Origin of the sequence: Serratia sp. SCBI (genome assembly GCF_000747565.1) — a bacterium.
GTDB lineage: Bacteria > Pseudomonadota > Gammaproteobacteria > Enterobacterales > Enterobacteriaceae > Serratia > Serratia ureilytica.
Window position 1 is genome coordinate 2,528,027 of sequence record NZ_CP003424.1, and the last position, 26,898, is coordinate 2,554,924.

General features: G+C 61.7%; 22 protein-coding genes. 8 read left to right on the top strand and 14 right to left on the bottom strand.

What is annotated here, in order from left to right; all coding sequences use genetic code 11:
* Positions 1 to 3 precede the first annotated feature (3 nt).
* The 3 genes from SERRSCBI_RS11790 to tetR form a co-directional block, all read right to left on the bottom strand.
* Positions 4 to 2,262, bottom strand: a complete 2,259-nt coding sequence (locus tag SERRSCBI_RS11790; protein ID WP_042784559.1) for a molybdopterin cofactor-binding domain-containing protein — start codon at positions 2,260 to 2,262, stop codon at positions 4 to 6.
* The gene (locus tag SERRSCBI_RS11795; protein ID WP_033643143.1) at positions 2,259 to 2,732 is read right to left on the bottom strand and encodes a (2Fe-2S)-binding protein; all 474 of its coding nucleotides are present in this window, start codon (positions 2,730 to 2,732) and stop codon (positions 2,259 to 2,261) included. Before SERRSCBI_RS11795 ends, SERRSCBI_RS11790 begins: the two co-directional genes overlap by 4 nt.
* 175 nt (positions 2,733 to 2,907) lie before the next feature.
* A complete protein-coding gene (tetR, locus tag SERRSCBI_RS11800) occupies positions 2,908 to 3,549 on the bottom strand; it encodes a tetracycline resistance transcriptional repressor TetR (RefSeq protein WP_042784561.1) in 642 nt (213 codons plus the stop codon).
* Positions 3,550 to 3,613: 64 nt separating this feature from the next.
* On the opposite strand from tetR, the gene tet(41) reads away from it, so the two are divergent.
* The 4 genes from tet(41) to SERRSCBI_RS11820 all read left to right on the top strand — a co-directional run bounded on the left by tet(41) (position 3,614) and on the right by SERRSCBI_RS11820 (position 8,505).
* Complete coding sequence (gene tet(41), locus SERRSCBI_RS11805; RefSeq protein ID WP_071883552.1) at positions 3,614 to 4,792, top strand: tetracycline efflux MFS transporter Tet(41); 1,179 nt, start codon at positions 3,614 to 3,616, stop codon at positions 4,790 to 4,792.
* A 198-nt stretch (positions 4,793 to 4,990) separates the two neighbouring features.
* Positions 4,991 to 5,947 (top strand): sulfonate ABC transporter substrate-binding protein, encoded by a 957-nt coding sequence (locus tag SERRSCBI_RS11810; RefSeq protein ID WP_033643146.1) that lies wholly within the window; start codon positions 4,991 to 4,993, stop codon positions 5,945 to 5,947.
* A gap of 258 nt (positions 5,948 to 6,205) precedes the next feature.
* Positions 6,206 to 6,940, top strand: a complete 735-nt coding sequence (locus tag SERRSCBI_RS11815; protein ID WP_033643147.1) for a MurR/RpiR family transcriptional regulator — start codon at positions 6,206 to 6,208, stop codon at positions 6,938 to 6,940.
* Positions 6,941 to 7,068: 128 nt separating this feature from the next.
* The gene (locus SERRSCBI_RS11820; RefSeq protein WP_156965100.1) at positions 7,069 to 8,505 is read left to right on the top strand and encodes a 6-phospho-beta-glucosidase; all 1,437 of its coding nucleotides are present in this window, start codon (positions 7,069 to 7,071) and stop codon (positions 8,503 to 8,505) included.
* 64 nt (positions 8,506 to 8,569) lie between these two features.
* On the opposite strand, the gene SERRSCBI_RS11825 is transcribed toward SERRSCBI_RS11820, so the two are convergent.
* From SERRSCBI_RS11825 to SERRSCBI_RS11855, 7 genes are all read right to left on the bottom strand, one after another.
* Complete coding sequence (locus SERRSCBI_RS11825; protein WP_016927657.1) at positions 8,570 to 9,748, bottom strand: 4-hydroxybenzoate 3-monooxygenase; 1,179 nt, start codon at positions 9,746 to 9,748, stop codon at positions 8,570 to 8,572.
* A 12-nt stretch (positions 9,749 to 9,760) separates the two neighbouring features.
* Positions 9,761 to 11,116, bottom strand: a complete 1,356-nt coding sequence (locus SERRSCBI_RS11830; RefSeq protein ID WP_042784567.1) for an MFS transporter — start codon at positions 11,114 to 11,116, stop codon at positions 9,761 to 9,763.
* A 395-nt stretch (positions 11,117 to 11,511) separates the two neighbouring features.
* A complete protein-coding gene (locus SERRSCBI_RS11835) occupies positions 11,512 to 12,849 on the bottom strand; it encodes a D-serine ammonia-lyase (protein WP_042784568.1) in 1,338 nt (445 codons plus the stop codon).
* A gap of 109 nt (positions 12,850 to 12,958) precedes the next feature.
* The gene (locus SERRSCBI_RS11840; RefSeq protein ID WP_042784570.1) at positions 12,959 to 13,648 is read right to left on the bottom strand and encodes a VIT family protein; all 690 of its coding nucleotides are present in this window, start codon (positions 13,646 to 13,648) and stop codon (positions 12,959 to 12,961) included.
* Between the two features lie 27 nt (positions 13,649 to 13,675).
* Positions 13,676 to 14,149, bottom strand: coding sequence for a VOC family protein (locus tag SERRSCBI_RS11845; RefSeq protein WP_042784572.1), 474 nt, complete (start codon positions 14,147 to 14,149; stop codon positions 13,676 to 13,678).
* A gap of 11 nt (positions 14,150 to 14,160) precedes the next feature.
* On the bottom strand, positions 14,161 to 14,511 hold the full coding sequence (locus tag SERRSCBI_RS11850; RefSeq protein ID WP_042784573.1) for a DUF1428 domain-containing protein: 351 nt from the start codon (positions 14,509 to 14,511) through the stop codon (positions 14,161 to 14,163).
* Between the two features lie 104 nt (positions 14,512 to 14,615).
* Positions 14,616 to 16,058, bottom strand: a complete 1,443-nt coding sequence (locus tag SERRSCBI_RS11855) for a diguanylate cyclase (RefSeq protein ID WP_033650342.1) — start codon at positions 16,056 to 16,058, stop codon at positions 14,616 to 14,618.
* A gap of 388 nt (positions 16,059 to 16,446) precedes the next feature.
* On the opposite strand from SERRSCBI_RS11855, the gene SERRSCBI_RS11860 reads away from it, so the two are divergent.
* Positions 16,447 to 18,585, top strand: a complete 2,139-nt coding sequence (locus SERRSCBI_RS11860) for a TonB-dependent siderophore receptor (protein ID WP_369795858.1) — start codon at positions 16,447 to 16,449, stop codon at positions 18,583 to 18,585.
* Between the two features lie 4 nt (positions 18,586 to 18,589).
* Here the strand turns inward: SERRSCBI_RS11860 and SERRSCBI_RS11865 are convergent, their stop codons facing one another.
* The gene (locus SERRSCBI_RS11865; RefSeq protein WP_042785710.1) at positions 18,590 to 19,438 is read right to left on the bottom strand and encodes an alpha/beta fold hydrolase; all 849 of its coding nucleotides are present in this window, start codon (positions 19,436 to 19,438) and stop codon (positions 18,590 to 18,592) included.
* Positions 19,439 to 19,555: 117 nt separating this feature from the next.
* Between SERRSCBI_RS11865 and SERRSCBI_RS11870 the strand changes: the two genes are divergently transcribed.
* Positions 19,556 to 19,720: a hypothetical protein gene (locus tag SERRSCBI_RS11870; RefSeq protein ID WP_176445936.1), complete on the top strand. Its 165-nt coding sequence runs from the start codon at positions 19,556 to 19,558 to the stop codon at positions 19,718 to 19,720.
* Positions 19,721 to 19,768: 48 nt separating this feature from the next.
* Here the strand turns inward: SERRSCBI_RS11870 and SERRSCBI_RS11875 are convergent, their stop codons facing one another.
* A complete protein-coding gene (locus SERRSCBI_RS11875) occupies positions 19,769 to 22,198 on the bottom strand; it encodes a DUF3772 domain-containing protein (protein WP_169539598.1) in 2,430 nt (809 codons plus the stop codon).
* Positions 22,199 to 22,648: 450 nt separating this feature from the next.
* Between SERRSCBI_RS11875 and SERRSCBI_RS11880 the strand changes: the two genes are divergently transcribed.
* Positions 22,649 to 24,379 (top strand): ABC-F family ATP-binding cassette domain-containing protein, encoded by a 1,731-nt coding sequence (locus SERRSCBI_RS11880; RefSeq protein ID WP_042784578.1) that lies wholly within the window; start codon positions 22,649 to 22,651, stop codon positions 24,377 to 24,379.
* A 116-nt stretch (positions 24,380 to 24,495) separates the two neighbouring features.
* Here SERRSCBI_RS11880 and SERRSCBI_RS11885 read toward each other — a convergent pair whose 3' ends face one another.
* Positions 24,496 to 24,717 (bottom strand): hypothetical protein, encoded by a 222-nt coding sequence (locus SERRSCBI_RS11885; protein WP_042784580.1) that lies wholly within the window; start codon positions 24,715 to 24,717, stop codon positions 24,496 to 24,498.
* Here SERRSCBI_RS11885 and SERRSCBI_RS11890 point away from each other — a divergent pair.
* Positions 24,716 to 25,561: an inositol monophosphatase family protein gene (locus SERRSCBI_RS11890; RefSeq protein ID WP_042784581.1), complete on the top strand. Its 846-nt coding sequence runs from the start codon at positions 24,716 to 24,718 to the stop codon at positions 25,559 to 25,561. The genes SERRSCBI_RS11885 and SERRSCBI_RS11890 overlap by 2 nt on opposite strands.
* On the opposite strand, the gene SERRSCBI_RS11895 is transcribed toward SERRSCBI_RS11890, so the two are convergent.
* Positions 25,504 to 26,880 carry a cation diffusion facilitator family transporter gene (locus SERRSCBI_RS11895; RefSeq protein WP_042784582.1) on the bottom strand — a complete coding sequence of 459 codons (1,377 nt, stop codon included), beginning with the start codon at positions 26,878 to 26,880 and terminating at the stop codon, positions 25,504 to 25,506. The genes SERRSCBI_RS11890 and SERRSCBI_RS11895 overlap by 58 nt on opposite strands.
* Positions 26,881 to 26,898 lie beyond the last annotated feature (18 nt).

Below are 26,898 nucleotides of genomic sequence, written 5' to 3' on the forward strand. Positions count from 1 at the left end.
GGGTTAATGGCCGGCCTGAGCGCGCAGCGCGGCGAGCACCCGCGCCGGTGTGAACGGCACCTCGCGCAGGCGCACGCCGAGGGCGTCAAACAGCGCGTTGCCGATCGCCGCCGCACTCGGCACCGAGGCGGACTCTCCTGCGCCCATCGGCGCTTCGTCCGGGCGGTCGATCAGTTGGATATCGATCTGCGGCAATTCGTCAAAGCGCAGGATCGGATAGCCGCCCCAGTCCAATGACGTCACGCCCGACGCGTTGAAGGTCACAAACTCTTTCAGCACCCGGCTGGCGGATTGGATAATGTTGCCGTGCACCTGATGGCGCACCCCGGCCGGATTGATCATCCGGCCGCAATCATGCGCCACGAAGATTTTATTGAGCGTGATCTGCCCGGAAAGGCGATTGACGCTGAGATCGCACACCCAGGCCGCCCAGGCGGCGCCGAAGCCGGGGAATTTGCTGTGGAAATAGCGCGCATAGGCGAAGCCGCGGCCGCTCACCACTTCGGCCCCGGCGGCACGCGAGCGGTGCGCCGGGCCGTCTTGCCAGTTAGCCTGGCGCTTCAGGGCCTCAATCAAGGCCACCGCGTGCGGATCGTTCAGGTAACGCAGGCGAAACGCGATCGGGTCCTCGCCGGCGCGCCAGGCCAGCTCGTCGATCCAGGATTCATGGGCGAACACGTTGGGCAGCGCCGAAACGCCGCGCATCCACGACGCCCGCACGATCGGCGCGGCGTCCTGACAGATCACCCGCATATGCGGATACGCGTATTGCGGAATGGCGGTGCGATCGCCCATCTGTTGCACGTCGGCCCGGTTGGCCACCTTGCCGGTCAACACCAGCGGCAAGGTCACCGCATTGTTGGAGGGATAGCTGGTTTTCAACTCGTAAGCCGCCACCCGATTTTGCGCGTCGAGGCCGCCGCGCACCCGGATCAGTTGGCCGGTGCCCTTCGGCTCCCAGCCGGATTCCTGTTCACGCATCAGCTGCACTCGCACCGGGCGGCCGGTGGCCCGCGCCAACAGCGCCGCGTCCGCCGAGACGTCGTCGGCGCAGTTGCGGCCATAGCAGCCGGAGGCTTCCATGCGGGTGATGTGCACCTGCTCAGACGGCAACTCGAGCAGCCTGGCGATATCTTTGCGCAGATCGTGCGGGTTTTGCGTGCCGGACCACACCTGCGCCCGCCCGTCTTTGACCTCCGCTACCGCGCAGGAGGGGCCGATCGAGGCGTGCTGATGGTAAGGCCAGACATAGTCCGCCCGCACTTCGGTATGCAGCAATGCCAACGCCTCGTCCGTGCCCGCATCATCGCGCAGCACGCGGTCGGTTTTCGGGTTGGCTGCCAGCGCGGCGGGCAGCGCCTCCGGCGACAGGTCCGGCAGGCCGGCCCAGGGTTTCCATTCGGTTTTCAGCCGGCGCATGGCGGCGATCGCCTGCTCTTCGCGCTCGGCCACAATGCCGATGAAATCGTTGATCACCACCAGTTTCACGATGCCCGGCAGGTGCGCGATCGAACTTTCATCCACCGACAACAGGCCGCCGCCCAGCGGCGCGCTGCTGTCGGCGCCTGCGTAAGGCGGACGCACCACCCGGCCATGCAGCATGCCGGGCAAGCGCAGGTCGTGCACGTAGGTCAGCCCCCCGCTGACCTTGGCCGGAATATCGACCCGGGCGACGGCGCGGCCGACATAGCGGCCCTGCTGTTCACCGTTCAGCGGCACGTTTTTATCCAGCGTCACATGCAGATTTTGCCCGCTCGCCAGCTGCGCATAGCTCAAGGAACGCCCCGGGTGCTTGGTCACAAACACCTGTCCCGCCGCCGCCGTCAGCTGGTCGGCCGGCAGTTCGAAGGCTTTGGCCGCCAGCGCCGTCAGCATATGTCGCACCTGCGCCGCCGCCTGCCGCAGCGGCACCGACGTGACCTGTATGGTGGCGCTGGCGATGGTCGGCCCCTGATCCGGCGTGCGTTGCGTATCGCCGAGGAGCATCGTGACGTGCTCGAACGGCACGCAAATTTCGTCGGCGACGATCTGCGCCAGCGCGGTGCGAATGCCGGTGCCGAGATCGACATGGCCATTGAAGGCCGTCACCCGGCCGTCGGCGGTGAGGCTGATAAAGCTGTCCACCCGATCCAGCGGCAGAGCGGCAGGCGATGCAACCGTCTCGGCGGCGAAGGCGTTAAACGGCGCGGGCAGCAGACTGCTGACCATCACCACACCGCCGGCTTGCAGCAACTGTCGGCGGGTCAGTTCGAGGCGGCTCATGCTTGCCTCCGCGCAGCCAGCAGATCGCGGGCGCGCTCGGCGGCGCGCAAGATCTCAAGGTGGGTGCCGCAGCGGCACAGGTTGTAGGCCAGCTCTTTCTTGATGGTTTGTTCATCTGCATCCGGCTCGCGTTCGAACAACGCGACCAGCGTCATGATCATGCCGTTGGCGCAGTAACCGCACTGCGCCGCCTGCTCATCGATAAACCCCTGCTGAACCGGATGCAGCGCCTCCGGCGTGCCCAGGCCTTCCAGCGTGGTGACGGACTTGCTTCCTACGGCGGCCAGCGGCATTGAGCAAGAACGCGCGGCGACGCCGTCGATCAGCACCGTGCAGGCGCCGCACTCCCCCAGGCCGCAGCCATATTTGGGGCCATTCAAGTGCAGATCGTTGCGTAAAACGTACAGCAGCGGCGTGTCGGGCGCGAGATTGCCGAGTGGAACCACCCGGCCATTAACGTTGATTTCCATGGTGAAACTATCCCTTAAACAAACGGATTTAATCCGTAACATCACTGCGGTGAATAATTGCGCAGCGTGCTAATAATTATCATCAAAAGACTTGACGATGTTAAGGGAATGTAGCCGCCATGGCTTTAACGAAAAGTGGGTATTTTCTATAAATTTCCGATAGATAAGCGCGCTTTTATGATTGCCGCCCGTGATTATTGTCGATCGCCAGTCCGGCCTCGGCGCCGTCGACCAACAGCCGCACCCCGGCTTCGAACAGCGCATCCGCGCCCTTCTCCTGCAATGTTTCCCAGCCTTGGCACAGCAGCGGGTAACGGCGGCGGTCGGCGTCATTGAGCGGATCGTCAGGCTGCATTTGCTGTTCCTCCAGCACCCAGCCCACCACGAAACGCCCGACGGCGAACAGCAGGTTTACCGCGCGCTCCGGCGTCAACCCCGCCCGGCACAGCAGCGCCACCTTGGCCTCAATGACGGCGAATTGCGGCTCCTGCGGCCGGGTGCCGGCGTGCAGACGCGCGCCGTCGCGGTAAGCCAGCAACGCCCGACGAAAGTTGCCGGCATTGGTGACAACCCAATCCTGCCAGGGCATGTCGGCGGGCACCTCCTCACGGTGATCCAGCATGATGGTTTCCGCCATCGCCTTCAGCAGCTCGGCCTTGTTCTTGAAATGCCAATAGAGCGTGGGAGATTGCACGCCCAAATGTTGCGCCAGGCGGCGGGTGCTCAGGGCATCGATGCCGATGTCGTTCAGCAACGCCAGCGCCCCGCGCAGGACGGTTTCTCGCGTTAAACGTGTCGCAGTATTTTTTTTACTCATCTCTCTATCACTGATAGGGTAACTGTGGAATACTCAATACTCTATCACTGTTAGAGTCACAATTTTGAAAAAACCCATGCTGGTTATTTTGTTGACGGTGTTGCTGGATGCGGTGGGCATCGGTCTGATCATGCCGATTCTGCCGGCGTTGTTGCGTTCGCTGGGCGGTCTTGACGCCGGCAGCCTGCACTACGGCGCCCTGCTGGCGGCCTATGCGTTAATGCAATTTCTGTTCTCGCCGATCCTCGGCGCGCTGAGCGATCGTTTCGGCCGGCGGCCGGTGCTGCTCATCTCGCTCGCCGGCGCGGCGGCCGACTATCTGCTGATGGCGTTCGCGCCGACGCTGGCCTGGCTCTATCTGGGCCGGTTGCTGGCGGGCATCACCGGCGCCAACATGGCGGTCGCCACCGCTTACGTCACCGACATTACGCCGGCCGGTCAACGCGCGCGGCGTTTCGGCCTGGTGGGCGCGGTATTCGGCGTCGGTTTTATCGTCGGCCCGCTGCTCGGCGGTTCGCTGGGCGAGTGGCATCTGCATGCGCCCTTCCTGGCGGCGGCGGCGATGAACGCCGTCAACCTGGCGATGGCGTTTTTCCTGCTGCCGGAATCGCGTAAACCCCGCGCCCGCGCCGCCGAGAAAATCCGCCTCAATCCCTTTTCGTCATTGCGACGGCTGCACGGCAAGCCTGGCCTGCTGCCGCTGGCCGGCATTTACCTGATCATGGCGCTGGTTTCGCAGGCGCCGGCCACATTGTGGATTTTATACGGTCAGGATCGTTTCGGCTGGAGCATGATGGTGGCGGGCCTGTCGCTGGCCGGTTACGGCGCCTGCCACGCGCTGTCGCAGGCCTTCGCCATCGGCCCGCTGGTCGCGCGGCTCGGCGAACGCAAGGCGCTGCTGATCGGCCTGGCCGCCGACGCAATGGGCCTGGCGCTGCTGTCGATCGCCACGCGCGGCTGGGCACCTTTCGCCTTGCTGCCGTTCTTCGCGGCGGGCGGTATGGCGCTGCCCGCGCTGCAGGCGTTAATGGCGCAAAAGGTGGACGACGATCATCAGGGCGAGCTGCAAGGGACGCTGGCCAGCATGGGCAGCCTGATCGGCGTCGCGGGGCCGCTGGTGGCGACGGCGCTGTACGCCGCCACGCGCGATGTCTGGCCGGGCCTGGTCTGGGCGTTGGCCGCCGCCCTCTATCTGTTGGTTCCGCTGTTGCTGGCGCGTTCGCGCGAGCGTGACGCGGCATAACGTCGAGCTCACCCTCTCCCGCTTAAGCTGATTTATGGCTAAGCAAGGCATTATTCAGCATAAGCGGGCGCTTTACACGCCACTGCGCCGCTCATTATCATCGCCCTTATCCCGCCGCAGGAAAATTTAAATGCCGTTTCATGGCGTTACGCCCAGCGCGTCATCGCTACCGTTCACTTCGCCTATCGGAAAATCAGGATGAGAAAACTCACAACGCCGCTGATCGCCGCCCTGCTGCTCGGCCTGTTTAGCCTGCCGGCCGGCGCGCAGGAGAAACCGCAACAAATCACCATCGGTTACCAGAAAGCCAACATTTTTGCGCTGCTGAAATACCGCGGCACGCTGGAGAAAACCCTGGAGCCGCAGGGCGTCAAGGTTCGCTGGATAGAATTCCCCGCCGGCCCGCAGATGTTGGAAGGGTTGAACGTCGGCAGCATCGATCTGGCGGCGACCGGCGACGCCCCGCCGGCCTTCGCGCAAGCCGCCAAGGCCGATCTGGTTTATTTGGCGCATTCGCCGCCCAGCCCGAAAACCGAAGCCATCGTGGTGCCGCAGGATTCGGCGATCCGCTCCGTGGCCGATCTGAAAGGCAAACGCGTGGCGTTGAACAAAGGGTCGGACGTCAATTACCTGCTGGTGAGCGCGCTGGAACAGGCCGGCTTGAGCTACAAGGACATCACGCCGGTCTATCTGCCGCCGAGCGATGCCCGCGCAGCCTTCCAGCGCGGCAGCGTCGACGCCTGGGTGATTTGGGATCCCTACTACGCCGAGGTGGAAACCCATGCCAACGCCCGCCGGCTGAAAGACGCGGAAGGTCTGGTGCCGCACTACACCTTCTATCTCGCCAGCCGCCGCTTTGCCGAAACCTACCCGGACAGCGCCAAGCAGGTGATTCAACAGCTCGGCGCGCTGAGCGACTGGGCCAACGGCCATCCGCAGGAAGCGGCGGCGATCCTCGCTCAGAGCACCGGCTTGGATCAGGCCATTTGGGCCAGAGCCATCGCCCGCATGCCGTTCGGCAGCCAGCGCATGTCGCCGGAGGTGTTCAGACAGCAGCAGCAGTTGGCGGATAAATTCACCGCCATCGGACTGCTGCCGGGTAAGGTGGACGTCAACGCCGCCCGCTGGTCCGAAGATAAGCCCGAGGCGCCGTAGCCTTTGCCGCGCTTTGGCTTTAGAAAGCAGAAACCGGCATTTTGCCGTCGGAGTAAGCTGACCTATGCTAACCCTGTGTGATGAAACGCGTTTTCATGGCATGTCTTCCGGAACGTTTTGCTTTATTTGTTCGTCGTGAACCCTGGGCCGCCCCTGACTGGTGCGGCTTTTCTTTTTTGTTCGGCAGTGCCAGCGGCGGGGAATTTTGCTATGTTAACCCGCAGATACGCTTCCCGTTTTCAGCCGCCGGATCGACTCATGTTTACCCACAAAGCAATCGCCGCGCTCAACGCCCTGGAGCTGATGGTTTATAACTACGTCAGCAAACACAAGAATCAAGTGATGTACATGACCATCCGCGAACTGGCCGAGGCCGCCGGCGTGTCCACCACCACCGTGCTGCGATTTTGCAAAAAAATGGGGTGTGACGGCTATTCGGAATTTCGCATCCGTTTCAAACTGTACCTGGAGCAAACCGATGCGCCGCCGGTCGATTCCGGCATCGGCGAAATTCTCAGTTTTTTTAAAAGCGTCAGCAACGATGAATTTAATCAGCTGCTCGATGAAGCGGTGCGGCATATCGCCGCCGCCGAGCGAATTATTTTCGTCGGCATCAGCACCTCCGGCGCCCTGGGGAAATATGGCGCGCGTTTCTTTTCCAACGTCGGAAAATTCAGCACTCATATCGACGATCCTTATTATCCCGTCAACAGCGATATGTATAAAAGCGCGGTGGCGATCATGTTGTCGGTTTCCGGCGAAACCGAAGAAATCCTGCGGCTGGCCAGCCAGTTCAGCCTGCACCACTGTAAAATCATCAGCATCACCAACAACGAAACCTCTTCGCTGGCGCGGCTGGCGGACTTCAATCTGTCTTATCACGTCCCGCAACACTTGATCGGCGATCATCATAATATTACTACGCAAATCCCCGTGCTTTATATTATTGAAACCATCGGCAAGCGTCTTGGAAGAATGAACGCGATAAAATAAAACAGGCTGTTTTTTTATTGTGACAAATCACGTTTTACGGCGATTTGTTATATCGTGACATTTCTTTCGGTCTTGTTACTCTATTGGCAACGCGAGCGTTATTACCCTTCATTAAATAAGATGAGACATTGACGATGAAACAGTTGCCGAAAGATTTTCTGTGGGGAGGCGCGGTCGCCGCGCACCAGGTTGAAGGCGGTTGGGATCAGGGCGGCAAAGGGCCAAGCATCGCCGACGTGCTGTCCGGCGGTTCGCACGGCGTGGATCGCGTGATGACCGACGGCGTGCTCGACGGCTATCGCTATCCCAACCACGAAGCGGTGGACTTCTACGGCAGCTACAAGCAGGACGTGGCGCTGTTCGCCGAGATGGGCTTCAAGTGTTTTCGTACCTCGATCGCCTGGACGCGCATTTTCCCGAACGGCGACGAAGCAACGCCGAACGAGGCCGGCCTGCAGTTTTACGACGACCTGTTCGACGAATTGCTGAAATACGGCATCCAGCCGGTGATCACCCTGTCCCACTTCGAAATGCCTTACCATTTGGTAAAAGCCTACGGCGGCTGGAAAAATCGCCGGGTGGTGGAGTTCTTCGTGCGCTTTAGCGAAGTGGTGATGCGCCGCTACCGCGAAAAAGTGAAGTACTGGATGACCTTCAACGAAATCAACAACCAGAGTAACTACCGCTACCCGCTGTTCGGTTACTGCTGTTCCGGCGTGGACTACACCCAGGAAGACAACCCTGAGCAGACGCTGTACCAGGTGTTGCACCACCAGTTCGTCGCCAGCGCGCAGGTGGTCAAACTCGGCCATCAGATCAACCCGGAATTCAAGATCGGCTGCATGCTGGCCTGCGTGCCGTTCTACCCTTATTCCTGCAAGCCGGACGACGTGATGTACGCCGTGGAAGCGATGCACCAGCGCTATCTGTATACCGACGTGCAAATGCGCGGCTACTACCCCAGCTACCTGCTGCGTGACTGGGAACGCAAAGGGCTGAAGATCGAGATGCAGCCGCAGGACGCGCAGATCCTGCGCGAGGGCTGCACCGATTACATCGGCTTCAGCTATTACATGAGCAATGCGCTGCAGGCCAACGCGGTGGACGGCAGCGACGGCATGTTCGGCTTCCCGGGCAACGTGCCGAACCCGCACGTCAAAGCCTCCGACTGGGGCTGGCAGATCGATCCGGTCGGGCTGCGCTATTCGCTGAACGTGCTGTATGAACGTTACCAGAAGCCGCTGTTTATCGTGGAAAACGGCTTCGGCGCCTTCGACAAGGTGGAAGCGAATGGCCAGATCAACGATGACTATCGCATCGACTATCTGCGCGCCCATATCGAAGAGATGAAAAAAGCGGTGATTGAAGACGGCGTAGACCTGATCGGCTATACGCCGTGGGGCTGCATCGACTGCGTGTCGTTCACTACCGGCGAGTACAGCAAGCGTTACGGCTTCATCTACGTCGATAAACACGACGACGGCACCGGCACGCTGGAACGGTCGCGCAAGAAAAGCTTCGACTGGTATCGTCGGGTGATCGCCAGCAACGGCGAACAGCTGTAACCCCCGCAGTTCAGGGGCGGTGACGCCCCTTCTCGCCCATGCCGCCCGGCATGGGCGTTTTCGCTTATATCGCCGGGAATGGCGCACCGACATAATTTTCCGCCAGCATCGTCATGGCGCTGCGCGATTTCACCGTGTACTGCAACTCTGAGAGTTGCAGCCGGTGTTCGAAAGGCGTGTCTTCCCGCCGGGTATGCAGCATGTGGGTCATCCACCAGGAAAAATGCTCGGCGCGCCAGACCCGCTGCAAGGCGGTGTCGCTGTAATCATCCAGCCGTTGCCAGTCGCCTCGCCGGTAAAACGTCTCCAGCGCCTGGGACAACAGGCAAACATCGGCCATGGCCAGATTCAACCCTTTGGCGCCGGTCGGCGGCACGATATGCGCCGCGTCGCCCGCCAACAGCAGGCGCCGGTAGCGCATCGGTTCGGTAACGAAGCTGCGCATGCCCACCACGTTTTTCTGAAATATGCGGCCCTTTTTCAGCGTCCAGCCTTCATGGTTTTCCAGCCGCTGCTCCAACTCGCGCCAGATACGATCGTCCGACCATTGATCGACCTGTTCCGCAGGATCGCACTGAAAATACATGCGTTGCACGCCGGGCGAACGGGTGCTGATCAACGCAAAACCGCGCGGATGGCAGGCGTAGATCAGCTCTTCGCTGGACGGCGGCGCTTCGACCAGAATGCCGAACCAGCCGAACGGATAGGTGCGGGTGTAATCCTGCCGCAGCCCGCCGGGCATCGCCGCGCGGCTGATGCCGTGGAATCCGTCGCATCCGATGACAAAGTCGCAGCGCAGCCGGCGCGGCTGGTCGCCATGACGGTAGTGAACCTCGGGCTGCGCGCTGTCCAGCGCCTTCAATTCAACCTGCTCCACCTCGAAAAACAGATGGCCCTGCGCCGCCAGACGCGCGGCGATCAGGTCTTTCAAGACTTCGTGCTGGGCATAAACGGTGACGGCGCGCTCGGTCAATCCGGCCAGATCGATGCGGTGCTGCCGGCCGCCGAACGCCAAGCGGATCCCCTGATGCCGCGCCCCTTCCCGCCGCATCCGCTCCCCCAATCCGGTCTGCTCGAGCAGATCGACGGTCCCCTGTTCGAGCACCCCGGCGCGAATGGTCGATTCCACCGCCTCCCGGCTGCGCGTTTCCAACACCACCGATTCCACACCTTGCAGGTGCAGCAGATGGGACAACATCAAACCGGCCGGACCGGCGCCGATGATCACAACCTGTGTGCGCATAGCATGACTCCCTCATAGCATTTTGTTGAGCGGCGCCGGCAGCGCCGGGTAGCCGCCGGAAAGGTGTTTGGCGAGCAGCGCCAGCGCCGCGATCAGCGCCGGGATGGCCAACAGCGTGAAAATGGTGCTGAACGACAGCTGCATCTGCATCAACACGCCACCGCTCATCGCCCCCAGAATGCCGCCAAAACGCCCGAGACCGAGCATCCAGGCCACGCCGGTCGCCCGGCTCTGGGTGGGATAGAACCCGGCCGCCAGGGCCGGCATGGATGACTGGGCGCCGTTCATGCAGGTGCCGGCGATGAACACCGTGAGCGCCATCAGCAGCGGAGAGGTATAGACATAGCCGATGATGCCGACGAACAAACCGGTCAGCAAATAGCCGACGGCCACCACCTTGTGCGGGTTCATGCGATCCATCAACCAACCGATAATCAATACGCCGAGCCCCCCGCCGAGCGGAAACAGCGCGGTGATCAGCGACGCCTGCGTAACGGAGGCGCCGGTTTCACGGATCAGCAGCGGCAGCCAACTGGTCAGCAGATAGAAGATCATCAATCCCATGAAGTAAGTCAGACACAGCATCAACGTGCCCAGCAGATAGCGACGCGAAAAGATCATGCCCAGCGGCGACGCTGCCTTTACCAGCCCCTCTTCCTGCAACATGAAGCGCGGCGGCGGCGTCATTCGGATCGGCGCAATGCGCTTCAGCACCTTGGCGATGCGCTCTGCGGCATAGCCGCGCGCGACCATGAAGCGCACGGATTCAGGCAAGGCGGCGATCAGGACCAGCGCCAGCAGCAACGGCATGACGCCGCCCAGCACCAGCACGCTCTGCCAGCCGAAATGCGGGATCAGCCAGGCGGAAGAAAAACCGCCCAGCGACGAACCGAGAGGGAAACCGCAAAACATCAGATTCACCATCAGGGCTCGGCAGCGCTGAGGGGCATATTCCGACATCAGCGTGGCGGCGTTCGGCATGGCCGCCCCCAGTCCCAGCCCGGTCAAAAAACGCAGCAGCGTCAGCGTCGAAAGCGAGCCGGCGAAGGCGGTCAGCAGGCTGAAGCCGCCGAACAGCAGCAGCGAAATCACCAGCACTTTCTTGCGGCCGATGCGATCCGCCAACGGGCCGGCGGCCAACGCGCCTACCGCCAGACCGACCAGCGCGGCGCTCATTACCGGCCCCAGCGCGGTTTTGTCTATTCCCCACTCCTGCACCAGCGACGTGGCGATGAAGCCGATAATGGCGGTATCGAAACCGTCCAGCGCGACCGCCAAAAAACACAAAGCCAGTATCAACCACTGGTAGCGAGAAAATGGCTGGTTATCGATAAACCCTCGAATTTCTACGTTGTTATCATGCGGCATGGCTTGCTCCTCAGAGAGTGCGGCAAACCTCGCCGCACGGAACAGCCGGCTGCGAGCCGGCGAGAGGGTTAATTTGTGCGATTATCGGAATATAGTTCGTTAATCGACAATCAAATCAAACCACCCCACGGCGAATGCTTCAATATTGTTAAAAAAATAAGCGTGCGATAAACGAACATCAGAAAGCGGTAAATAAAATAATTTTATTTACTATTAATTGGATATGGAGATTTAAGCCGTGACTGCGGCATGGGGAGTTGTGATTTTGTTAACATTTTAAAAACATCATGAGCGCCCGGTCTGACGTTGACCCTGGGCCGGAGGGAACCGGCGCTTGTCAAACCGCGCTCGCCGCCTAAAAACAGGAAACGAGCGCAAGCCTCGGCGCTATTGACTCACGGCGCCGTTTGCGCGGCGGCGAGGTATTTCGCCATTTCCGCCGTCGGCACCATGCCGCCGCCGGTCGCCCATACCAGATGCGTCGCCTGGGCCAGGCTCTCCGCGCTCACGCCCTGCTCGCTGAGCTGCCGCGCATGAGCGGTAACGCGCCACGGCCCGGCCATGCCGGCCAGGGCGGAGGGTTCCAGCTGGATATGCTCGTGCCTGTCCAACAACCCGAGCAGCGCGAACATCTCTTCGTCGCTCAGGGTGTAAAACGCGCTCAGCAGGCGCTCCATCGCCCGGCCGACAAAGCCGGAGGCGCGCCCCACCGCCAGTCCGTCCGCCGCCGTGCGGTTGTCGATGCCGAGATCTTGCACCGCAATGCCGTCATGCAACCCGCTGTAGACGCCGAGCAACATGCAAGGAGAATGGGTCGGTTCGGCGAAAATGCAGTGAACGTGATCGCCGAACGCCAGCTTGAGGCCAAAGGCGACTCCGCCCGGCCCGCCGCCGACGCCGCACGGCAGATAAACGAACAGCGGATGCTGCGCATCCACCACGATACCCTGTTCGGCAAACTGCCGCTTCAGGCGGCCGCCGGCCACCGCGTAGCCGAGGAACAGGGTTTGCGAGTTTTCATCATCGATAAAGAAGCAACTCGGATCGTCTGCCGCCTGTTTGCGCCCTTGTTCGACCGCCACGCCGTAATCTTCGGCGTATTCCACCACCGTCACGCCGTTGTCACGCAGCTTTTGCTTTTTCCACGCCCGCGCATCCGCCGACATGTGCACGCTGACGTCAAACCCCAGCCGGGCGCTGATGATGCCGATGGATAATCCCAGATTGCCGGTCGAGCCGACGGCGATGCGGTACTGGCTGAAGAACTGACGAAACTCGTCGGAAAACAGCCGGGCGTAGTCGTCGCCGATGTGCAGCAGCCCCGCCTCCAGCGCCAGTTTCTCCGCATGCGTCAGCACCTCATAGATGCCGCCGCGCGCCTTGATTGAGCCGGAAATCGGCAGATGGCTGTCCTTTTTCAACAGCAGGCGCCCGCCCAACGTCTGCCCATAGCGCCGATCCAACGCGAGCTGCATGGCCGGGATCGCCACCAGCTCGGATTCGATGATCCCCTTTGTCGGTTGGGTTTCCGGGAAGGCCGCGGCAAGATAAGGCGCGAAACGCGCCAGGCGCTGCTCCGCGTCGGCGACGTCGGCGGCGGTCAACCCGACGTGGGGCAACCCTGCGGCCAGCGTTGTCGCGCGCGGATTGAACCAGGTGATCGGCTCTAGCGCGACCATGCGTTGCAACAGCGGATGCTGGGCGACCCACGATAGGATCTGTGATTTCTGCATAAGTGTCCCTGACTGATGTTGGCGTTGCCATCACCTTGCCGCGAACGCCGGCGGCTGACAAATGATAAATTCTGAGCTTGAGGTGCACTAGATTGATGCAAGCGCGACGTTAGCCGGCCGTCACGCCAAACAGCAGGCCGACGCCGGAAGAAACCGCCATCGCCAGTGCGCTCCAGATGAGGATGCGCGCCACGCCCGGCAAGATCGGCGCCCCGCCGGTTTTCGCGGCGATGCCGCCGAGAACGCCGAGGGAAATCAGCGCCGACGCCACCAGCGCCGGCCGCGTCCAGGCGACCGGTACCCACATCGCCACCAGCAGCGGCAACAGCGCGCCGAGGGAGAAACTCAGGGCCGACGCCAACGCAGCCTGCAGCGGCCGGGCGCGGGTGGCGGAGGAAATGCCCAGTTCGTCGCGCGCGTGCGCCTCCAGCGCATCATGCGCCATCAGCTTTTCCGCCACCTGCCGGGCCAGCGCCGGATCCAGACCGCGATGCACGTAGATTGACGTCAGTTCGCGAAACTCCCCCGGGTAGTCTTCAAGCAGCTCCGCCTGCTCTTCCGCCAGCGCGGCCTTTTCGGTATCCGCCTGCGACGAGACCGACACATACTCGCCGGTGGCCATCGACATCGCGCCGGCCACCCACCCGGCGACGCCGGCGATCATCAGCGCGGAATGCGAGGCGTTGGCCGCCGCGACGCCCAGCAGCAGGCTGGCCGTTGAAACGATGCCGTCGTTGGCGCCGAGCACCGCCGCCCGCAGCCAGCCGATGCGTTCAATACTGTGCCGTTCTCGGTGCATCCGTTCTCTCCCTCTGTGAGCGTTGCGCTACTCGCGCGCCGCCGCTTCCAGCCCGGCGATGTCGATTTTGCCCATCAGCAGCATCGCTTCCGTTACCCGCCGCACGCGGGCGGCGTCGGGATCGTTCATCAACTCCGTCAGGCGCCGCGGCACAATTTGCCAGCACAGCCCCCAGCGATCGCGCAGCCAGCCGCACTGCTCCGCCTCGCCGCCCTCGCTCAACGCATCCCACAGCCTGTCGACTTCCGCCTGATCGTCACATTCCACCATCACGGAGAAACTGTGATTGAACGGATCCAGCGGCCCGGCTTCGATCGCCGCGTAGCGCTGGTCCCCCAGCGTGAAGGCGGCCAGCTTCACGCTGCCGGCCGGGCCGCTCGGCGTATCCGCCGGCAGGTCGGAAAACCAGTTCACGGATGATCCGGGGATCAGCGCGACATAGCAATTCAGCGCCGCTTCCATGTCTTTTTCAAACCACAGATGTTGCGTAATTCTGGCCATCTGCGCCTCCTTTACGCATCGAGGAGCGGCGCGAAACCGCCGAAGATCATGCGTTTGCCGTCGAACGGCATCTCGCCCAGCGCTTTCATGCGCGGATCGTTCATCATTTTCTCATTGGCGGCGTCGCGCACCGCTTTGGAGGGGTACTCTATCCAGCTGAACACCACCACTTCGTCTTCCTGGGCTTTCACCGCGCCGCGAAAGTCGGTGAGCTTGCCATCGGGCACGTCATCGCCCCAGCACTCCACGATGCGCGTGGCGCCAAACTCTTTGAACAGCGGCGCTGCCGCCGCCGCCAACCGGTGATAAGCCTCCTTATTGGCGGCCGGCACCGCCACCACAAACCCGTCTACGTATTTCATTCTGGCATCCTCTTGTCTGATTAAGGACAGTCGGTTCGGCGCAGGCGGAAATGCCCGCGTCCCTTACCAGTTTAGACCGCAGGCACGCAGCGCGGATCGGAAGTTCAGCGGCCGTGACAGGCCGGCGGAGACGATTCCGGTGTGGCGACCCGGTTGCGGCCGGCGTTTTTCGCTTTGTACACCGCCAGATCCGCCAGCTTCAGCAGATCCGCCAGGCTTTGGCCGGAACCGCCCGGGCAGGTCACCATGCCGATGCTGACGGTGATCTGCAGCGGATGCCCGGCCGGCATGAGGATAGACTCCGTTTCGATGCGTTGCCGCAGGCGTTCGGCCAATTGCCATCCCTGCTGCGGCTGGCCGAGCGTCGAAACGATGGCGAACTCTTCGCCCCCCATGCGGCCGAACAGGTCACCGACGCTCAGATCGGCGGCGATCGCGCGGGTAAAGGCCATCAGCGCCTGATCGCCGCCGGCATGGCCGAAACGGTCATTAATCGATTTGAAATAGTCGATATCGAGCATCATGACGCACACCAGCTCGCCCTTTTGGTCTATCAACCGTTCGCCGCGTTGCATAAACGCATTGCGCGTCAGCACGTGCGTCAACGCATCGTGATTCGCCACGTGCTCCAGCGTGCGCAGCAGCGCATTGCGCGCATAGTTCATGCTGGCCACGGCGATGGGCCCCAGCGCCAGCAGCGCGATGCCCAAACGCATCGATACCGCGTTTTGCAACACCTTCATGTCGAGCGTCGAACTCAACAGCCCGAAATCGATAGCCAGATGGCACCACAGCACATAGATCAGCACCGCAATCATGGTGCAGAACAGTGAGAAGGACATCGCCAGCCACAGCAGCACCGGCATGGGAAAGATCACCGCCCCGGGGCCGCCGATCAGCACGCTACACACCGCCGCCAGCAACAGCAGCGCCAACACCGTGAGTTTTCGCCCCGCCCGCGGCCATTGGCTGCGCTGGGTGAACATGGCGCCGGCCGCCGCAAGGCGACGTCGCCAATCGCCGGGAAACGCCAGAATAAACGGCATCAGCGTGACGTAATTGGTGAATTCGGACGAGAACCACAGCGCCAGCGAGGTCAGATAGGGTCTGCCGAACAGCCACTGCGAAGTTACGGCGCCCACCGCGCCGGTCGCGGCGGCGGCGGCCAGGCAGATGCCGAACAGGTACATGCTGGACGTGCCGCGTTGCAACATGCGCGCCGGCGGCGACAGCCGCATGAACAACAGATACCCCACCACGACGCCGGTCAGATTGGCGACATTCAGCAGCAGCGTCTTTTGCAGCGAACTGCCGGTCAACAGATCCGCCGCCAGATAGCCCAGCACCGCCATGCCCCAGCCGGCTCGCGTAGCCCACTGTGGCCGACGCACCAAAACGGCCAGCAGTACGGCGTTCACCGGCCAGAATATCGCCAGAAAGCTGCCGGGGCGACTCACGATGCCCAGCAGACACAGGGTGAACACCAACAAAAAAATGATGAGCGCGGGCCAGATTTTCCGGGTATCGGACAACGAGGTGGTTTGCATCTTGGATCCAGAGACTTCCGCTAGCATAAAGTGACAGTCTGTTCGCGTCACAACCGTCGGCGGCGAGGCGAAGATAAACGGCCGACCCGCCTATTATTGCCAGTTTTGCCTGCCCGGACACCTGTTTATTCATCAAGGGAAAATATATTTGTGTATCAATATATTGACAGGAATCACCCTTCCGACGAACAAACTGCCGCGTCCCTCCCGTCACTGCGATCGTTATTGCCATCCATCCGAATTTTTACCGGCAAAATCGCCGTCTTTTTCCCTAATGACAAAATTAAATCGTGCAATGAAGGGATACCGGCATTCCCCTCTATTCAAAACCTATAAATGATAATTATAATGATAATCGTTACTATTTATTATTTTTTCATGGAATTATATGCACCAGTCAGTTCTTCGCCACCCCACTAAAAGAAATAAAAATCACGTTCTTCGCACGCTGCCCCTGATTGCCGGTTTGTTCCCCGCGCTGGCGATCGCCGCCGCGCCCGGCGCAAAAACGGAGGAATCCATTACGGTGACCGCCGCGGCCCAGCCTTCCGGCAGCTATAGCGCCGACACCGCCTCGACCGCCGGCAAGACCGCCGCGCCGATCGCCGAGGTGCCGCAATCGGTCAGCGTCGTCACCTCTCAGGTCATTGACGACTTCCAGGTCAAAAGCGTCAATGAGGCGATGAAGTTCGTCAGCGGCGTCACCCAGGGCAACACGCTCGGCGGCACGGAGGATGGCTTCGTCAAACGCGGGTTCGGGGTTAACTCCGACGGCTCGGTCTTCATCGACGGCGTGCGCAGCAACCAAGGGCTGAGCATGGACGCCACCACCGATCGCGTCGAGGTCCTGAAAGGTTCCGCGTCGCTGCTGTATGGCATCCTCAGCCCCGGCGGCGTCATCAATCTGATCAGCAAAAAACCGCAGTATGACTGGAACACCCGCATCAGCGGCGCCACCAACAGTTTTGGCGGCGGCAGCGGCAGCGTCGATGTGACCGGCCCGCTGGGCGGCGGCTTCGCCTTTCGCCTGATCGCCGAACGCCAGCACGCAGATTACTGGCGCAATTTCGGCAGCGACGAACATACGCTGATCGCCCCCTCGCTCAGTTGGTTCGGCGACCAGGCTTCCTTTAACATCGCCTACAGCGAATACAAGTACGACATTCCTTACGATCGCGGCACCGCATTTATCGACGGCAAACCGGTCGATGTGCCCTATAACCGCCGCCTGGATGACTACGCGAACCATGCCTGGGGCAAGAACAAACGTCTGAACGCCCATTATGAGTACGCGCTCGATCCGATCTGGACGACCCGCTTCAACTACGCCTGGCTGCAACGCCGTTACGACAGCAACGAAGTGCGCGCCACCGCGGTCGACACCACGACCGGCATCGTCTCGCGCCGCGCCGACGCCAACCGCGGTTTCAATCATCAAACCCACTATTACTCCTGGGATCTGACCGGTTCGCCGCAGCTGTTCGGCATGCAGCACGATCTGCTGCTGGGCGTGGACTACGAGAAAAATCAGACCTACAAGGCCTATTCCTACCGCGGCAAGGTCTCGAAGACCTTCAACATGTACGATCCGGTGTATGGCGAAACGCCGGTCACCGACAGCACCACCTACAGCGACGCGTCAAGCAACCTGCGCGCCACGCTGTTCAGCCGTTCCCTGTACGCCAAGGACAGCATTCATCTTACCGATCAATGGATCGCGGTGCTGGGCGCGCGCTATCAGTCGTATTACCAGAACAACAGCAACGGTTTCCAGAAACCGAAAAATACGCTCAATGACAAAGACGACCAGTTTTTGCCGCAGGCGGGGTTGGTGTATAAGCTGACGCCGAGCCTGTCGCTGTACGGCAATTACAGCCGTTCGTTCACGCCGTCCACCGCCATCGACGACAATGGCGACGTCGCCACGCCGGAAACCGGCACCACCTATGAGGTGGGCGGAAAATGGCAGATCACCCCGGCGTTTGACGCCACGCTGGCGCTCTATCGCATTGATGAAAGCAACATGTCGATCTTTATCAACGGCGTGACCCGCAGCATCCCCAAAGCGCGCTCCACCGGCGTCGAACTGGAGTTGAACGGGGAAGTGGCGCGCAACTGGAATCTCACCGCCAACTACAGCTACGACAAGACCGAAATTGTCGAAGACAACCTCAACCCGGACAACGTCGGCAATCGGCTGGTCAACGCCCCAACCAACATGGGCGGCCTGTACCTCAGCCGCCGCATGACATTGCCGGTGGTGCCCGGCGAGATGCGCATTGGCGGCGGCGCGCGCTACGTCGGTCGCCGCGCCGGCGATCCGGAGAACAGTTTCACCATGCCGGCCTATACCGTGGCGGATGCCTTTGTCGCCTGGGACAGCAAGCTGCTTGGGAAACATACCCAGCTGAAACTGAATGTGAAAAACCTGTTCAACCGCGAGTACTATGCCTCCAGCGCCGGTAATTTACGCGTGATTGAGGGTGAACCGCGCAGCCTGAGCCTGCAGGCGACGGTCGATTTCTAACCTGTCATGCCTTGGGCGCCGTTTGGCGCCCGTTTTCTTTGCGCCGGCCGCGGCACATCACATCGGCGAGAAAATCCAGCAACGCGCGGTTGAACAGCGCGGGCCGCTGCAGCGGCGCGAAATGGCTGACGCCCGGCAGCGTCGTCAAACGGGCGCCGGGAATGCTGCGGCTCAGGTAGGCGGCATGTTCGGCGCGGATAAATTCATCGTATTCGCTGTGAACGATCGTCACCGGCACGCGAATGGCCGCCAAATCCTGTGCGCGGTAGTCCGGCTGGCTGCTCATCATCAGGCTCACGGCGGCGACGAACGCCTCGAAATCGTCCGGCGTCGGCGACAAGGCGGCATAGTCCTGCGCATGGCGCGCAAAACAGCGCTCGACGATCGGGCTGGGCGCCAACGGTTTAACGCCGCTGGCGTCCATATTGCAGCCGAAGAAAAAAACGCCGTCCACCTGCCCGGGCGCCTGATGGGCGGCGATGAGCGCGACGCAAGCGCCGTCGCTCCAGCCCGCCAGCGCGGCGTGGGGTATTTGCAGCGCCGCCATCACCGCCAACAGATCATCGGCCATCCGATCGTAACGATACGGCCGGGCGTCGCGCGTGCTGCGCCCGTGCCCGCGGCTATCGATGAGCAACACCCCGTACCCGGCGGCCCGCAATGCCGGCAGCTGATACCCCCAGTTGCCGCTGTGGCCCAGGCCGCCGTGCAACAGGATCACCGCCGGTCCGTCGCCATAGGCGGCATACCAAATACGCGCGCCGTCGTGGTCTATATAGCCCTGCCGGGCTCCCGGCGGTAAGGGCGGCGCCCCTAACGCGGCAAAGCGCGTCAAATCGTCGTCGATGTGCATCTTTCCCACCTCGTTCGGGCGAAACGGCATCCAAGGAGTATAGATCGCACTGGCGGGCGGTAGCGTTCGCTTTCCCGACATATACTTAAAGGAGGAATCGCAATGGAGGACGGAGAGATGAAAAAGATAACGCTGGTGCTTTTGACGTTGTTGCTGAGCGGCTGTATCGGCGGCGGCGGTCCGTCGAATGCGCCGCCGGCGTCGCCGAATGAGCCCTACACCTGCAGCAACTCCGGCGCCAACAGCGACTGTTCGCAGTCCGTGGAGCCGTCGATGTACTAGCCGCGTTCGGCGGGCCGTTGATAAACGACCCGCCGCCTCATGGCAGAACTAGGAAGAGTGTTCCTCTTCGTTAGCCTGATATCGCGTCGCCTGCTGCTTCATGAACACCACCTCCTGCGGGCTGGACAGGCTCACTTCCTGAGCGCGCAACAGCTTGAGGATGTTAAACAGCAGTTCACTCTTGGTGGCGCCGACCATGCGCGGGCTCGGCACATAGCCGGTCACGCTCAGGATAATGCCGTCCGGCCCCAACTGGCTGAAGCGCACGTAAGGCGCCGGCGTCTCCAGAATGGTTTCGTACTCGTTGTAAGCGCTCAGCAGGATATTGCGCACCTGCTCCGGATCGATCGAGGTCGGGAACGTCAGCGCAATGGTTACCACGCCTTGCGCGTTGCCCATGGTGGCGTTACGCACGTTCTGTGAGATCAGCTGCGAGTTCGGTACGATCATGGTGGAGCGGTCGCTGAGCTGAATTTCGGTGGCGCGTACGTTGATGCGCCGCACGTCGCCTTCCACGCCGCCGATGCCGATCATATCCCCGACCTTCACCGGGCGTTCGGTCAGCAGGATCAGGCCGGAAATAAAGTTCTTCACAATCTCCTGCAAACCGAAACCGATACCGACCGACAGGGCGCTGACGATCCACGCCAGGTTGCTCCACTGGATGCCCAGCGCCGCCAGGGTGATCAGAATCACCAGCACATAGCCGATATTGCTGAACAGCGTCACCAGCGAGGCGCGAATGCCGACGTCCGAAATGGTCTTCGGCAGCAGCTCAGAGCCCAGCCAGCGCCGCACCGCGCGCAGGATGTAGATGCCGATCGCCAGGCAGATCACGGCGTTGAGCAGGTTGCCTGGCACGATGTTGAAACGCTGCAACCCTTCGCCGGTCAGGATGGAGACGATTTTCTCCATCAGCGAGCCCGGCGTGGTGCTGCCGAACGAGCCGTTGAACAACGCGACGATCATCAACAGCAACAGTGAACATTTGGCCAGCGCGGTGGTGATGATCGCCACCTGCTCCAGATGGCGATCCTTGAAGCTGAGCGTTTTCTTCAGCATCTTGCCGCTGACGGTCTGCGGCGAAAACAGCGCGGCGCACAGGTCAGTGGCGAACAGCACCATGAAGTAGAACGCCATCAGCACCAGCACCACCCAGATGAGCTGGTAGGTCAGGAAGCGGGCAAAAGCGATATAGCCCACGAGCAGTGAAAGCAGGATCACCACCGAACACACCAGGGTGACGATATGCACCAGCCCGCCGACCAGCGTGCGTTTTTCCAGGTGCGCGCCCTGCTGCTCCAGACGGCGACGAATGCGCTGGCCGCGCAGCGGCGCCGCCAGCAGCACCATGCCGATCAGCCCCGCCACCAGGCCGTTACCGAAGATGGTGGTGGCCAATGAGGCGCTGACGACGTTGTTGATCAGCTCCACGGTGCCGAACGCCAGCGCCAGGCCGGCCAGCAGCGGCGAGAAGTAACGCAGCCCGGCGGCCACTTCATTGTCCAGCGAAGCCAAACGCCAGGACGGGCGATTCAGCGACAGCGCCGCACGCCCCAGCCCGGCGATCAGCGCGCAGAAAATCCCCAGACGGTTAAAGCCTTCGGCGAAGTCTTCCAACATGACCGGCAGCGGCTGCACGCGGATAAAGACGTAATACAGCAGGTTCAGCGCAATCGAGGTGGTGATCACCGTCACCGCCACGGTAATGATGGCCATAAAGCTGCGGCGCAGGCGCCCGTCCGGCAGGAAGCGAATGCTGACCCAGGCGAGGAAACGCTCGGACAAATAACGCCCCCAGGACCAGACGATCACCGCCAGCGCCAGCAACGCCAGCGTGCCGTACCGCCATTCGTCCTGCCAACTGGCGTCCCAGGCCGCTTTCATCTCGGCGTTGAACTGGTCCAGCCGCTGCACGTCATCCGCTGACGGCTGCACGACCGGCGTCCAGAATTTGACGCCCAAAATGCTGCCGGTGTTCAGCGCCAGCTGGGTTTTGAACGCCACCCGACGCAGATCGCTGATCTGCTGGCCCAGGTCGAAGGCGCTGGTCTTGATGGCCTGCGCGCGTTTTACCGCATCGTCCAACTGCTTCTTGCTGCTGTTCAGCGCATTGCGCTGCTGGGCGACGGCCGGGGTTTCCGGCAGCGCGCCGGCCGCCGGGGCCGGCCCCAGCACGTCCAACTGCGCCTGCAGTTTTTCCTGCACCGGCTGCAGATCGGCGGACAATTTATCCATGCTGGCGACCAGATCGTCCGTCGCCAACCGCAGCTTGCTGAGCTGGGTGTCGGTCGTCGCTTTGGAAACCAGCTGCTTCATGCTGTCCAACTGCTTTTGCGCGGCTTTCAACTGCGTAGCGGGATCGGGCGCGCTTTCGGCGGCGGGATCATCCTGGGTGGCGGCGACGGCGGCGAACGGCGTCAGTTGCATACCCAACAGCAATAATAACAACAGCAGGAACGGGCGAGGCTTTAACATAAATTCAGTGCTCAGCATCATTATCTGATAGACAGACGAACAGGCGGCGGATGAACCGTCGCTTAACCATAAACGCTAATTATAATAGCTGCTTAATGTCGGCCGAAATACAGTAATTATTCCCATTGTGTGCCACGCGCCCGCGCTCGCCTTAGCTTGCTGATTATTCGGGCGCTTTTACACTGGCGATACGGCATGAAGCGCTCTATAATCCAGCCACCGATTAACCTGCAACCAATAAAAGGAGACTTACTATGCTGACGTGTGAATTGGTTTTTCACTCACACTTCTTTGGTAATCGTCGCCGCTCAAGCATTACCGGTATCGCGCTGCGATAACCCAGCTTGAGCGAAGCTTACTAAAATCCAGGATCTTCCCTCCGGCTTACCGGGTTATCGTCAGCAATGTTTGACGATAGGCATTGTTATGCCTGTAACTCTTGAGTAAGCAATGAGCACATTACTGTCTGCACAATCTGTCGGTTACGACAACGCGTTCGGCGTCCTGCTGAGCGAGATTTCCTTCAGCCTGAAAAAAGGCGACCGCATCGGTTTGATCGGCGATAACGGCTGCGGCAAAAGCACCCTGCTGCAAATTCTCAGCGGCGACCTGCCTGCGCACACCGGAACGGTGACATTGTCACATCAATGTCTGATGGCGCGCATCGAGCAGCACCTGCCGCCGGAACTGCACGCCAGCACCCTGCTGGATGCGGTTCTGGCGCGGCTGCCTGCGGGCCAACACCTCAGCGAACGCTGGCGCTGCGAAGCGCTACTGGCCGAGCTGGGGTTTGAACCGGCGAGCTGGACGCTGACCGCCGGCACCCTCAGCGGCGGCCAGCATACGCGGCTGCTGTTGGCGCGCGCGCTGATCCGCCAACCCGATCTGCTGCTGCTCGACGAACCCAGCAACCACCTGGACCTGCCCACGCTGCTGTGGCTGGAACAGTTCTTGCGTAACTGGACCGGCAGCTTCGTGCTGGTGTCGCACGATCGCTACCTGCTCGACCAGGTAACCAACTGCACCTGGATCCTGCGCGACAAAACGCTGCAGTTCTTCCGTTTGCCCTGCTCTGCGGCGCGCACCGCGCTGGCGGAACAGGACGCCGCGGACGAACAGCGGCGCCACGCCGAGCAAAAGGAAATCGACCGGGTGGAAAAAAGCGCCAAGCGCCTGGCGACCTGGGGCAAGGTCTACGACAACGAAGATCTGGCGCGCAAGGCCAAGCAAATGGAGAAGCGCGTCGATCGGTTGAAGGAAGAACAGACCACCCTGACCGCCGGCAGTCCATGGCGGCTGCGGCTGCAGGGAGAAGCGCTGGACGCCGATCGCCTGCTGGCGTTGCCGCACTGGGCGGTGCGCCCGGCGCCGGATGCGTCGGTGCTGTTCAGCCTGGAACATCTGCGCGTGAAAAGCGGCGATCGCATCGCCATCGTCGGGCGCAACGGCTGCGGAAAATCGTCGCTGTTGCGCCTGCTGTGGCGCGAGTATCAGCAACAAACGCAGCGCCCGGCGCTGTTCCATCCGCGCGTGCGTATCGGCTATTACGATCAGAGCCTGCAACAGCTGCGCGATGAAGACACGTTGAGCGAAGCGCTGGCGCAGTTTGCGCCGCTGACCGAGGAACAGCGGAAAATGGCGCTGATCGGCGCCGGGTTCCCTTACCTGCGCCACCATCAGCAGATCCGTTCGTTGAGCGGCGGCGAGCGTTCACGGCTGCTGTTTGTCGGCCTGACGCTGGCCAACCATTCGTTGCTGCTGCTGGACGAGCCCACCAACCACCTGGATATGGCGGGCAAAGAGGAGCTGGCGGAAACGCTGCGTCAGTTCCCCGGCGCCGTCATGCTGGTCACCCACGATCGGATGCTGATCGAACAGAGCTGCAACCGCTTTTGGCTGATAGACCAACAAAAACTGGAGGAGTGGCACGATCTGGCGCCGGTGTACCAGCGTCTGGCGGGCGAAACGCCGGAGCTGCCGACGGCGCACGAGGCCAACGCAGACGCCCCGACGCCAAACCCGCAGTTGGAAGGCGAAGAGGCGTTGCTGACCGCCCTGTTTGCCCTCGAAAGCAAACTGGAGGCCGACCTGGCGCGTAAACCGAAGCATCAAAAACCGGAGCTTCAGGCGCGTTGGCGCCGCGAGATTGCCGACATCACCGCCCGGTTGCATCTGGGCTAATCCCACAGGCCGCCGCCCGGCGGCCTGTCAGGCTATTGACAAAGAGGGGAAAAAGCGTGGTTTTTCCCTCTTTGTGGTGATCAGTCGAAAATCAATAAATTGATTTTCCTTGTTTTTTATTCGGTGCTCTCTGCCAACCCGGCAAGGGTATAAGGTTTGTCATCAATCTCACAGGCCGCCCGGCGGCCTGTTTTTTCCTCTTTGCAAAACCGCGTGCCGCCGGCGGCTTGAGGCGCGACACGCAGCGCTTTTGTTATCCGCAGCGCTGAGCGACACATTACTTTCATCATTCTCTGGCAGGCTACTGCCATTCCTTTTTTCGTTATCAGGCACTCCATGACGTCACTCTCTCCACGGGACATCGAGGCGCGCTACCGCTTCGCGCGTGAGATCGCCCGCGCCGCCGCCGATCTCGCCTTCAGCTTTTACCAACGCCGGCAAAGCCTGGCCGTCGAGTTTAAACAGGGCCTGCAGGACGTGGTCAGCGAGGCCGACCGCCGCGTCGAGGCGCTGATCCGCCGCATGATTAACCGGCGGTTTCCCCTGGATGGGTTTCTCGGCGAAGAGAGCGGCGGCACCAACGATAGCGCGGCCTGCCTTTGGATCGTCGATCCGATCGACGGCACCGCCTGCTTCCTGAACGGGCTGCATACCTGGTGTATCGCGATAAGCGTGGTGATCGACGGTGAGTCGACGATCGGCGTGGTTTACGATCCCAATCACCGCGAGATGTTCCGCGCCTGCCGCGGCCAAGGCGCTTTCCTCAACGGGGAACCGATCGGCGTGCATGCCGGGCGCAGCGTCGCGGATGGAGTGATGGGCGTCGGGATATCACCGCGCGCCTCGGCGGCGGAATTCAGCGGTTTTCTCTGTCGCCTGCTGCAGGCGGGCGGCATGTTCGTGCGCAGCGGTTCCGGCGCGTTGATGACCGCCCAGGTGGCCGCCGGTCGGCTGCTGGGCTATTACGAACCGCACATGAATGCCTGGGACAGCCTGCCTGGGCTGGTGCTGACGCGCGAAGCCGGCGGCGTGGCGAATGACTTTATGCACCACAACGGGCTGCGACGCGGCAACCCGCTGCTGCTGGCCAACGCGGCGCTCTATCCGCAATTGGCCGAGCTGATTCAAACGCCGGGCTTGATCGGCTCGACGTGCCCTATCGCGCGTGAGATGGCCGGATAAAGTGCGCGCAGCCGCCGCTCGACCCGATCGACCGCATCGTGCGCGGCGGCGATGGTTACCGCCGGCGACACGCGGCAGTGGAAGTTGACGATGATGCCGCCGTCGGTTCTGCGCGCCCGGATGTTGTGCACGTCTTGCACCTTATCCCCCTGCTCCAGCGCCGACTGCAAAATCAGCCGGATATCGGCCAGCTCGGCAGCGGAAACATCTTCGCTGGCCAGCCAGTGCGGCGTCTGCGGCTCCAGATGGGTCTCTATCTCGGTGTCCTCGCCGATCGCCTGACGCAGGATCCCTTCTATCTCCGTGGCGATATCATGCGCCTGCGCCACGCTGGCGTTGGCCGGCACCGCCAGATCCATGCCGATCGCCATGTGCGTCGGCAACTGCTGCAAGGTGACGTTCTGCACCTGCGCGCCGTGATTGGCGGCGATCGCCCGAATGCGCGTCGCCATGTCTTCGTCGCTGCGGGTCTGCGGCACCGCGATGACGGTAAACTCCGCCTTGGCATACTGCTGCCGCAGCCGTTCGACGATTTCTCGCTTCAACGCATCGATGCGCTCCAGCGGCAAGGTGCGGCACACCGCCACCGTGATCTCGACAAACAGTACGGCGCCGGCGTTGCGAATACGCACGCTGTCGCAGGCCAGCACCGCCGGGAAGCTGTCCAGCGTGGCGCGAATCGCCTCGGTGGCCCCGGCGGGCGCAGCATCCATCAGCGAGTCGAAGGAACGTTTACCCAGTTTGATTGCCGCGACAAAGATAAAACCGGCGACGATCAGCGCGGCGATGGCGTCCGCACGGCCAAAGCCCAGCAGCACAAACACCATGCCCAGCAGCACCACGCCGGACGAAAGCATGTCGGAGAAGAAATGCAACGCATCCGCCTCCAGCGCCGCGCTGTCGGTCGCCTTGGCGACGCGGTTGAGCGCCCGCACGCGGAAAAAATCGACGCAGATGGAAATCAGCAGCACCGCGATCACCACCGGCGCCGCGACTATCTCATGCGGTTGTCCGAGCAGGCTGCCGCCCGCCTCGTAGACGATCCAACCGGCGGCGCCGAGCAACAGCAACACCTCGAACAGCGCCGCCAGGTTTTCCACCTTGCCGTGGCCGAAGTGGTGATCGTCATCGGCGGGTTTATCGCTGATGCGCACCGCCAGCCAGGTGATGCTGGTGGCGATAAAATCGGTGAAAGAGTGGATCCCTTCGGATATCAGGCCAATACTGCCGGTAAAAATGCCGGCGACGAATTTGCCCGTGGCCAGTAACCCGCTGGCGATCATCGAGTTTCTGGCCACGGCCTGTTTTTCATTTTGCATTATGCTGCTCACATTCGG

What these genes read in the sequence shown, in the direction of transcription:
- SERRSCBI_RS11790 (WP_042784559.1), bottom strand. Translation starts at nt 2,262, where the DNA reads ATGAGCCGCCTCGAACTGACCCGCCGACAGTTGCTGCAAGCCGGCGGT.
- SERRSCBI_RS11795 (WP_033643143.1), bottom strand. Translation starts at nt 2,732, where the DNA reads ATGGAAATCAACGTTAATGGCCGGGTGGTTCCACTCGGCAATCTCGCG.
- tetR (WP_042784561.1), bottom strand. Translation starts at nt 3,549, where the DNA reads ATGAGTAAAAAAAATACTGCGACACGTTTAACGCGAGAAACCGTCCTG.
- SERRSCBI_RS11810 (WP_033643146.1), top strand. Translation starts at nt 4,991, where the DNA reads ATGAGAAAACTCACAACGCCGCTGATCGCCGCCCTGCTGCTCGGCCTG.
- SERRSCBI_RS11815 (WP_033643147.1), top strand. Translation starts at nt 6,206, where the DNA reads ATGTTTACCCACAAAGCAATCGCCGCGCTCAACGCCCTGGAGCTGATG.
- SERRSCBI_RS11825 (WP_016927657.1), bottom strand. Translation starts at nt 9,748, where the DNA reads ATGCGCACACAGGTTGTGATCATCGGCGCCGGTCCGGCCGGTTTGATG.
- SERRSCBI_RS11830 (WP_042784567.1), bottom strand. Translation starts at nt 11,116, where the DNA reads ATGCCGCATGATAACAACGTAGAAATTCGAGGGTTTATCGATAACCAG.
- SERRSCBI_RS11835 (WP_042784568.1), bottom strand. Translation starts at nt 12,849, where the DNA reads ATGCAGAAATCACAGATCCTATCGTGGGTCGCCCAGCATCCGCTGTTG.
- SERRSCBI_RS11840 (WP_042784570.1), bottom strand. Translation starts at nt 13,648, where the DNA reads ATGCACCGAGAACGGCACAGTATTGAACGCATCGGCTGGCTGCGGGCG.
- SERRSCBI_RS11845 (WP_042784572.1), bottom strand. Translation starts at nt 14,149, where the DNA reads ATGGCCAGAATTACGCAACATCTGTGGTTTGAAAAAGACATGGAAGCG.
- SERRSCBI_RS11850 (WP_042784573.1), bottom strand. Translation starts at nt 14,511, where the DNA reads ATGAAATACGTAGACGGGTTTGTGGTGGCGGTGCCGGCCGCCAATAAG.
- SERRSCBI_RS11855 (WP_033650342.1), bottom strand. Translation starts at nt 16,058, where the DNA reads ATGCAAACCACCTCGTTGTCCGATACCCGGAAAATCTGGCCCGCGCTC.
- SERRSCBI_RS11860 (WP_369795858.1), top strand. Translation starts at nt 16,447, where the DNA reads ATGCACCAGTCAGTTCTTCGCCACCCCACTAAAAGAAATAAAAATCAC.
- SERRSCBI_RS11865 (WP_042785710.1), bottom strand. Translation starts at nt 19,438, where the DNA reads ATGCACATCGACGACGATTTGACGCGCTTTGCCGCGTTAGGGGCGCCG.
- SERRSCBI_RS11870 (WP_176445936.1), top strand. Translation starts at nt 19,556, where the DNA reads ATGAAAAAGATAACGCTGGTGCTTTTGACGTTGTTGCTGAGCGGCTGT.
- SERRSCBI_RS11875 (WP_169539598.1), bottom strand. Translation starts at nt 22,198, where the DNA reads ATGTTAAAGCCTCGCCCGTTCCTGCTGTTGTTATTATTGCTGTTGGGT.
- SERRSCBI_RS11880 (WP_042784578.1), top strand. Translation starts at nt 22,649, where the DNA reads ATGAGCACATTACTGTCTGCACAATCTGTCGGTTACGACAACGCGTTC.
- SERRSCBI_RS11890 (WP_042784581.1), top strand. Translation starts at nt 24,716, where the DNA reads ATGACGTCACTCTCTCCACGGGACATCGAGGCGCGCTACCGCTTCGCG.
- SERRSCBI_RS11885 (WP_042784580.1), bottom strand. Translation starts at nt 24,717, where the DNA reads ATGGAGTGCCTGATAACGAAAAAAGGAATGGCAGTAGCCTGCCAGAGA.
- SERRSCBI_RS11895 (WP_042784582.1), bottom strand. Translation starts at nt 26,880, where the DNA reads ATGCAAAATGAAAAACAGGCCGTGGCCAGAAACTCGATGATCGCCAGC.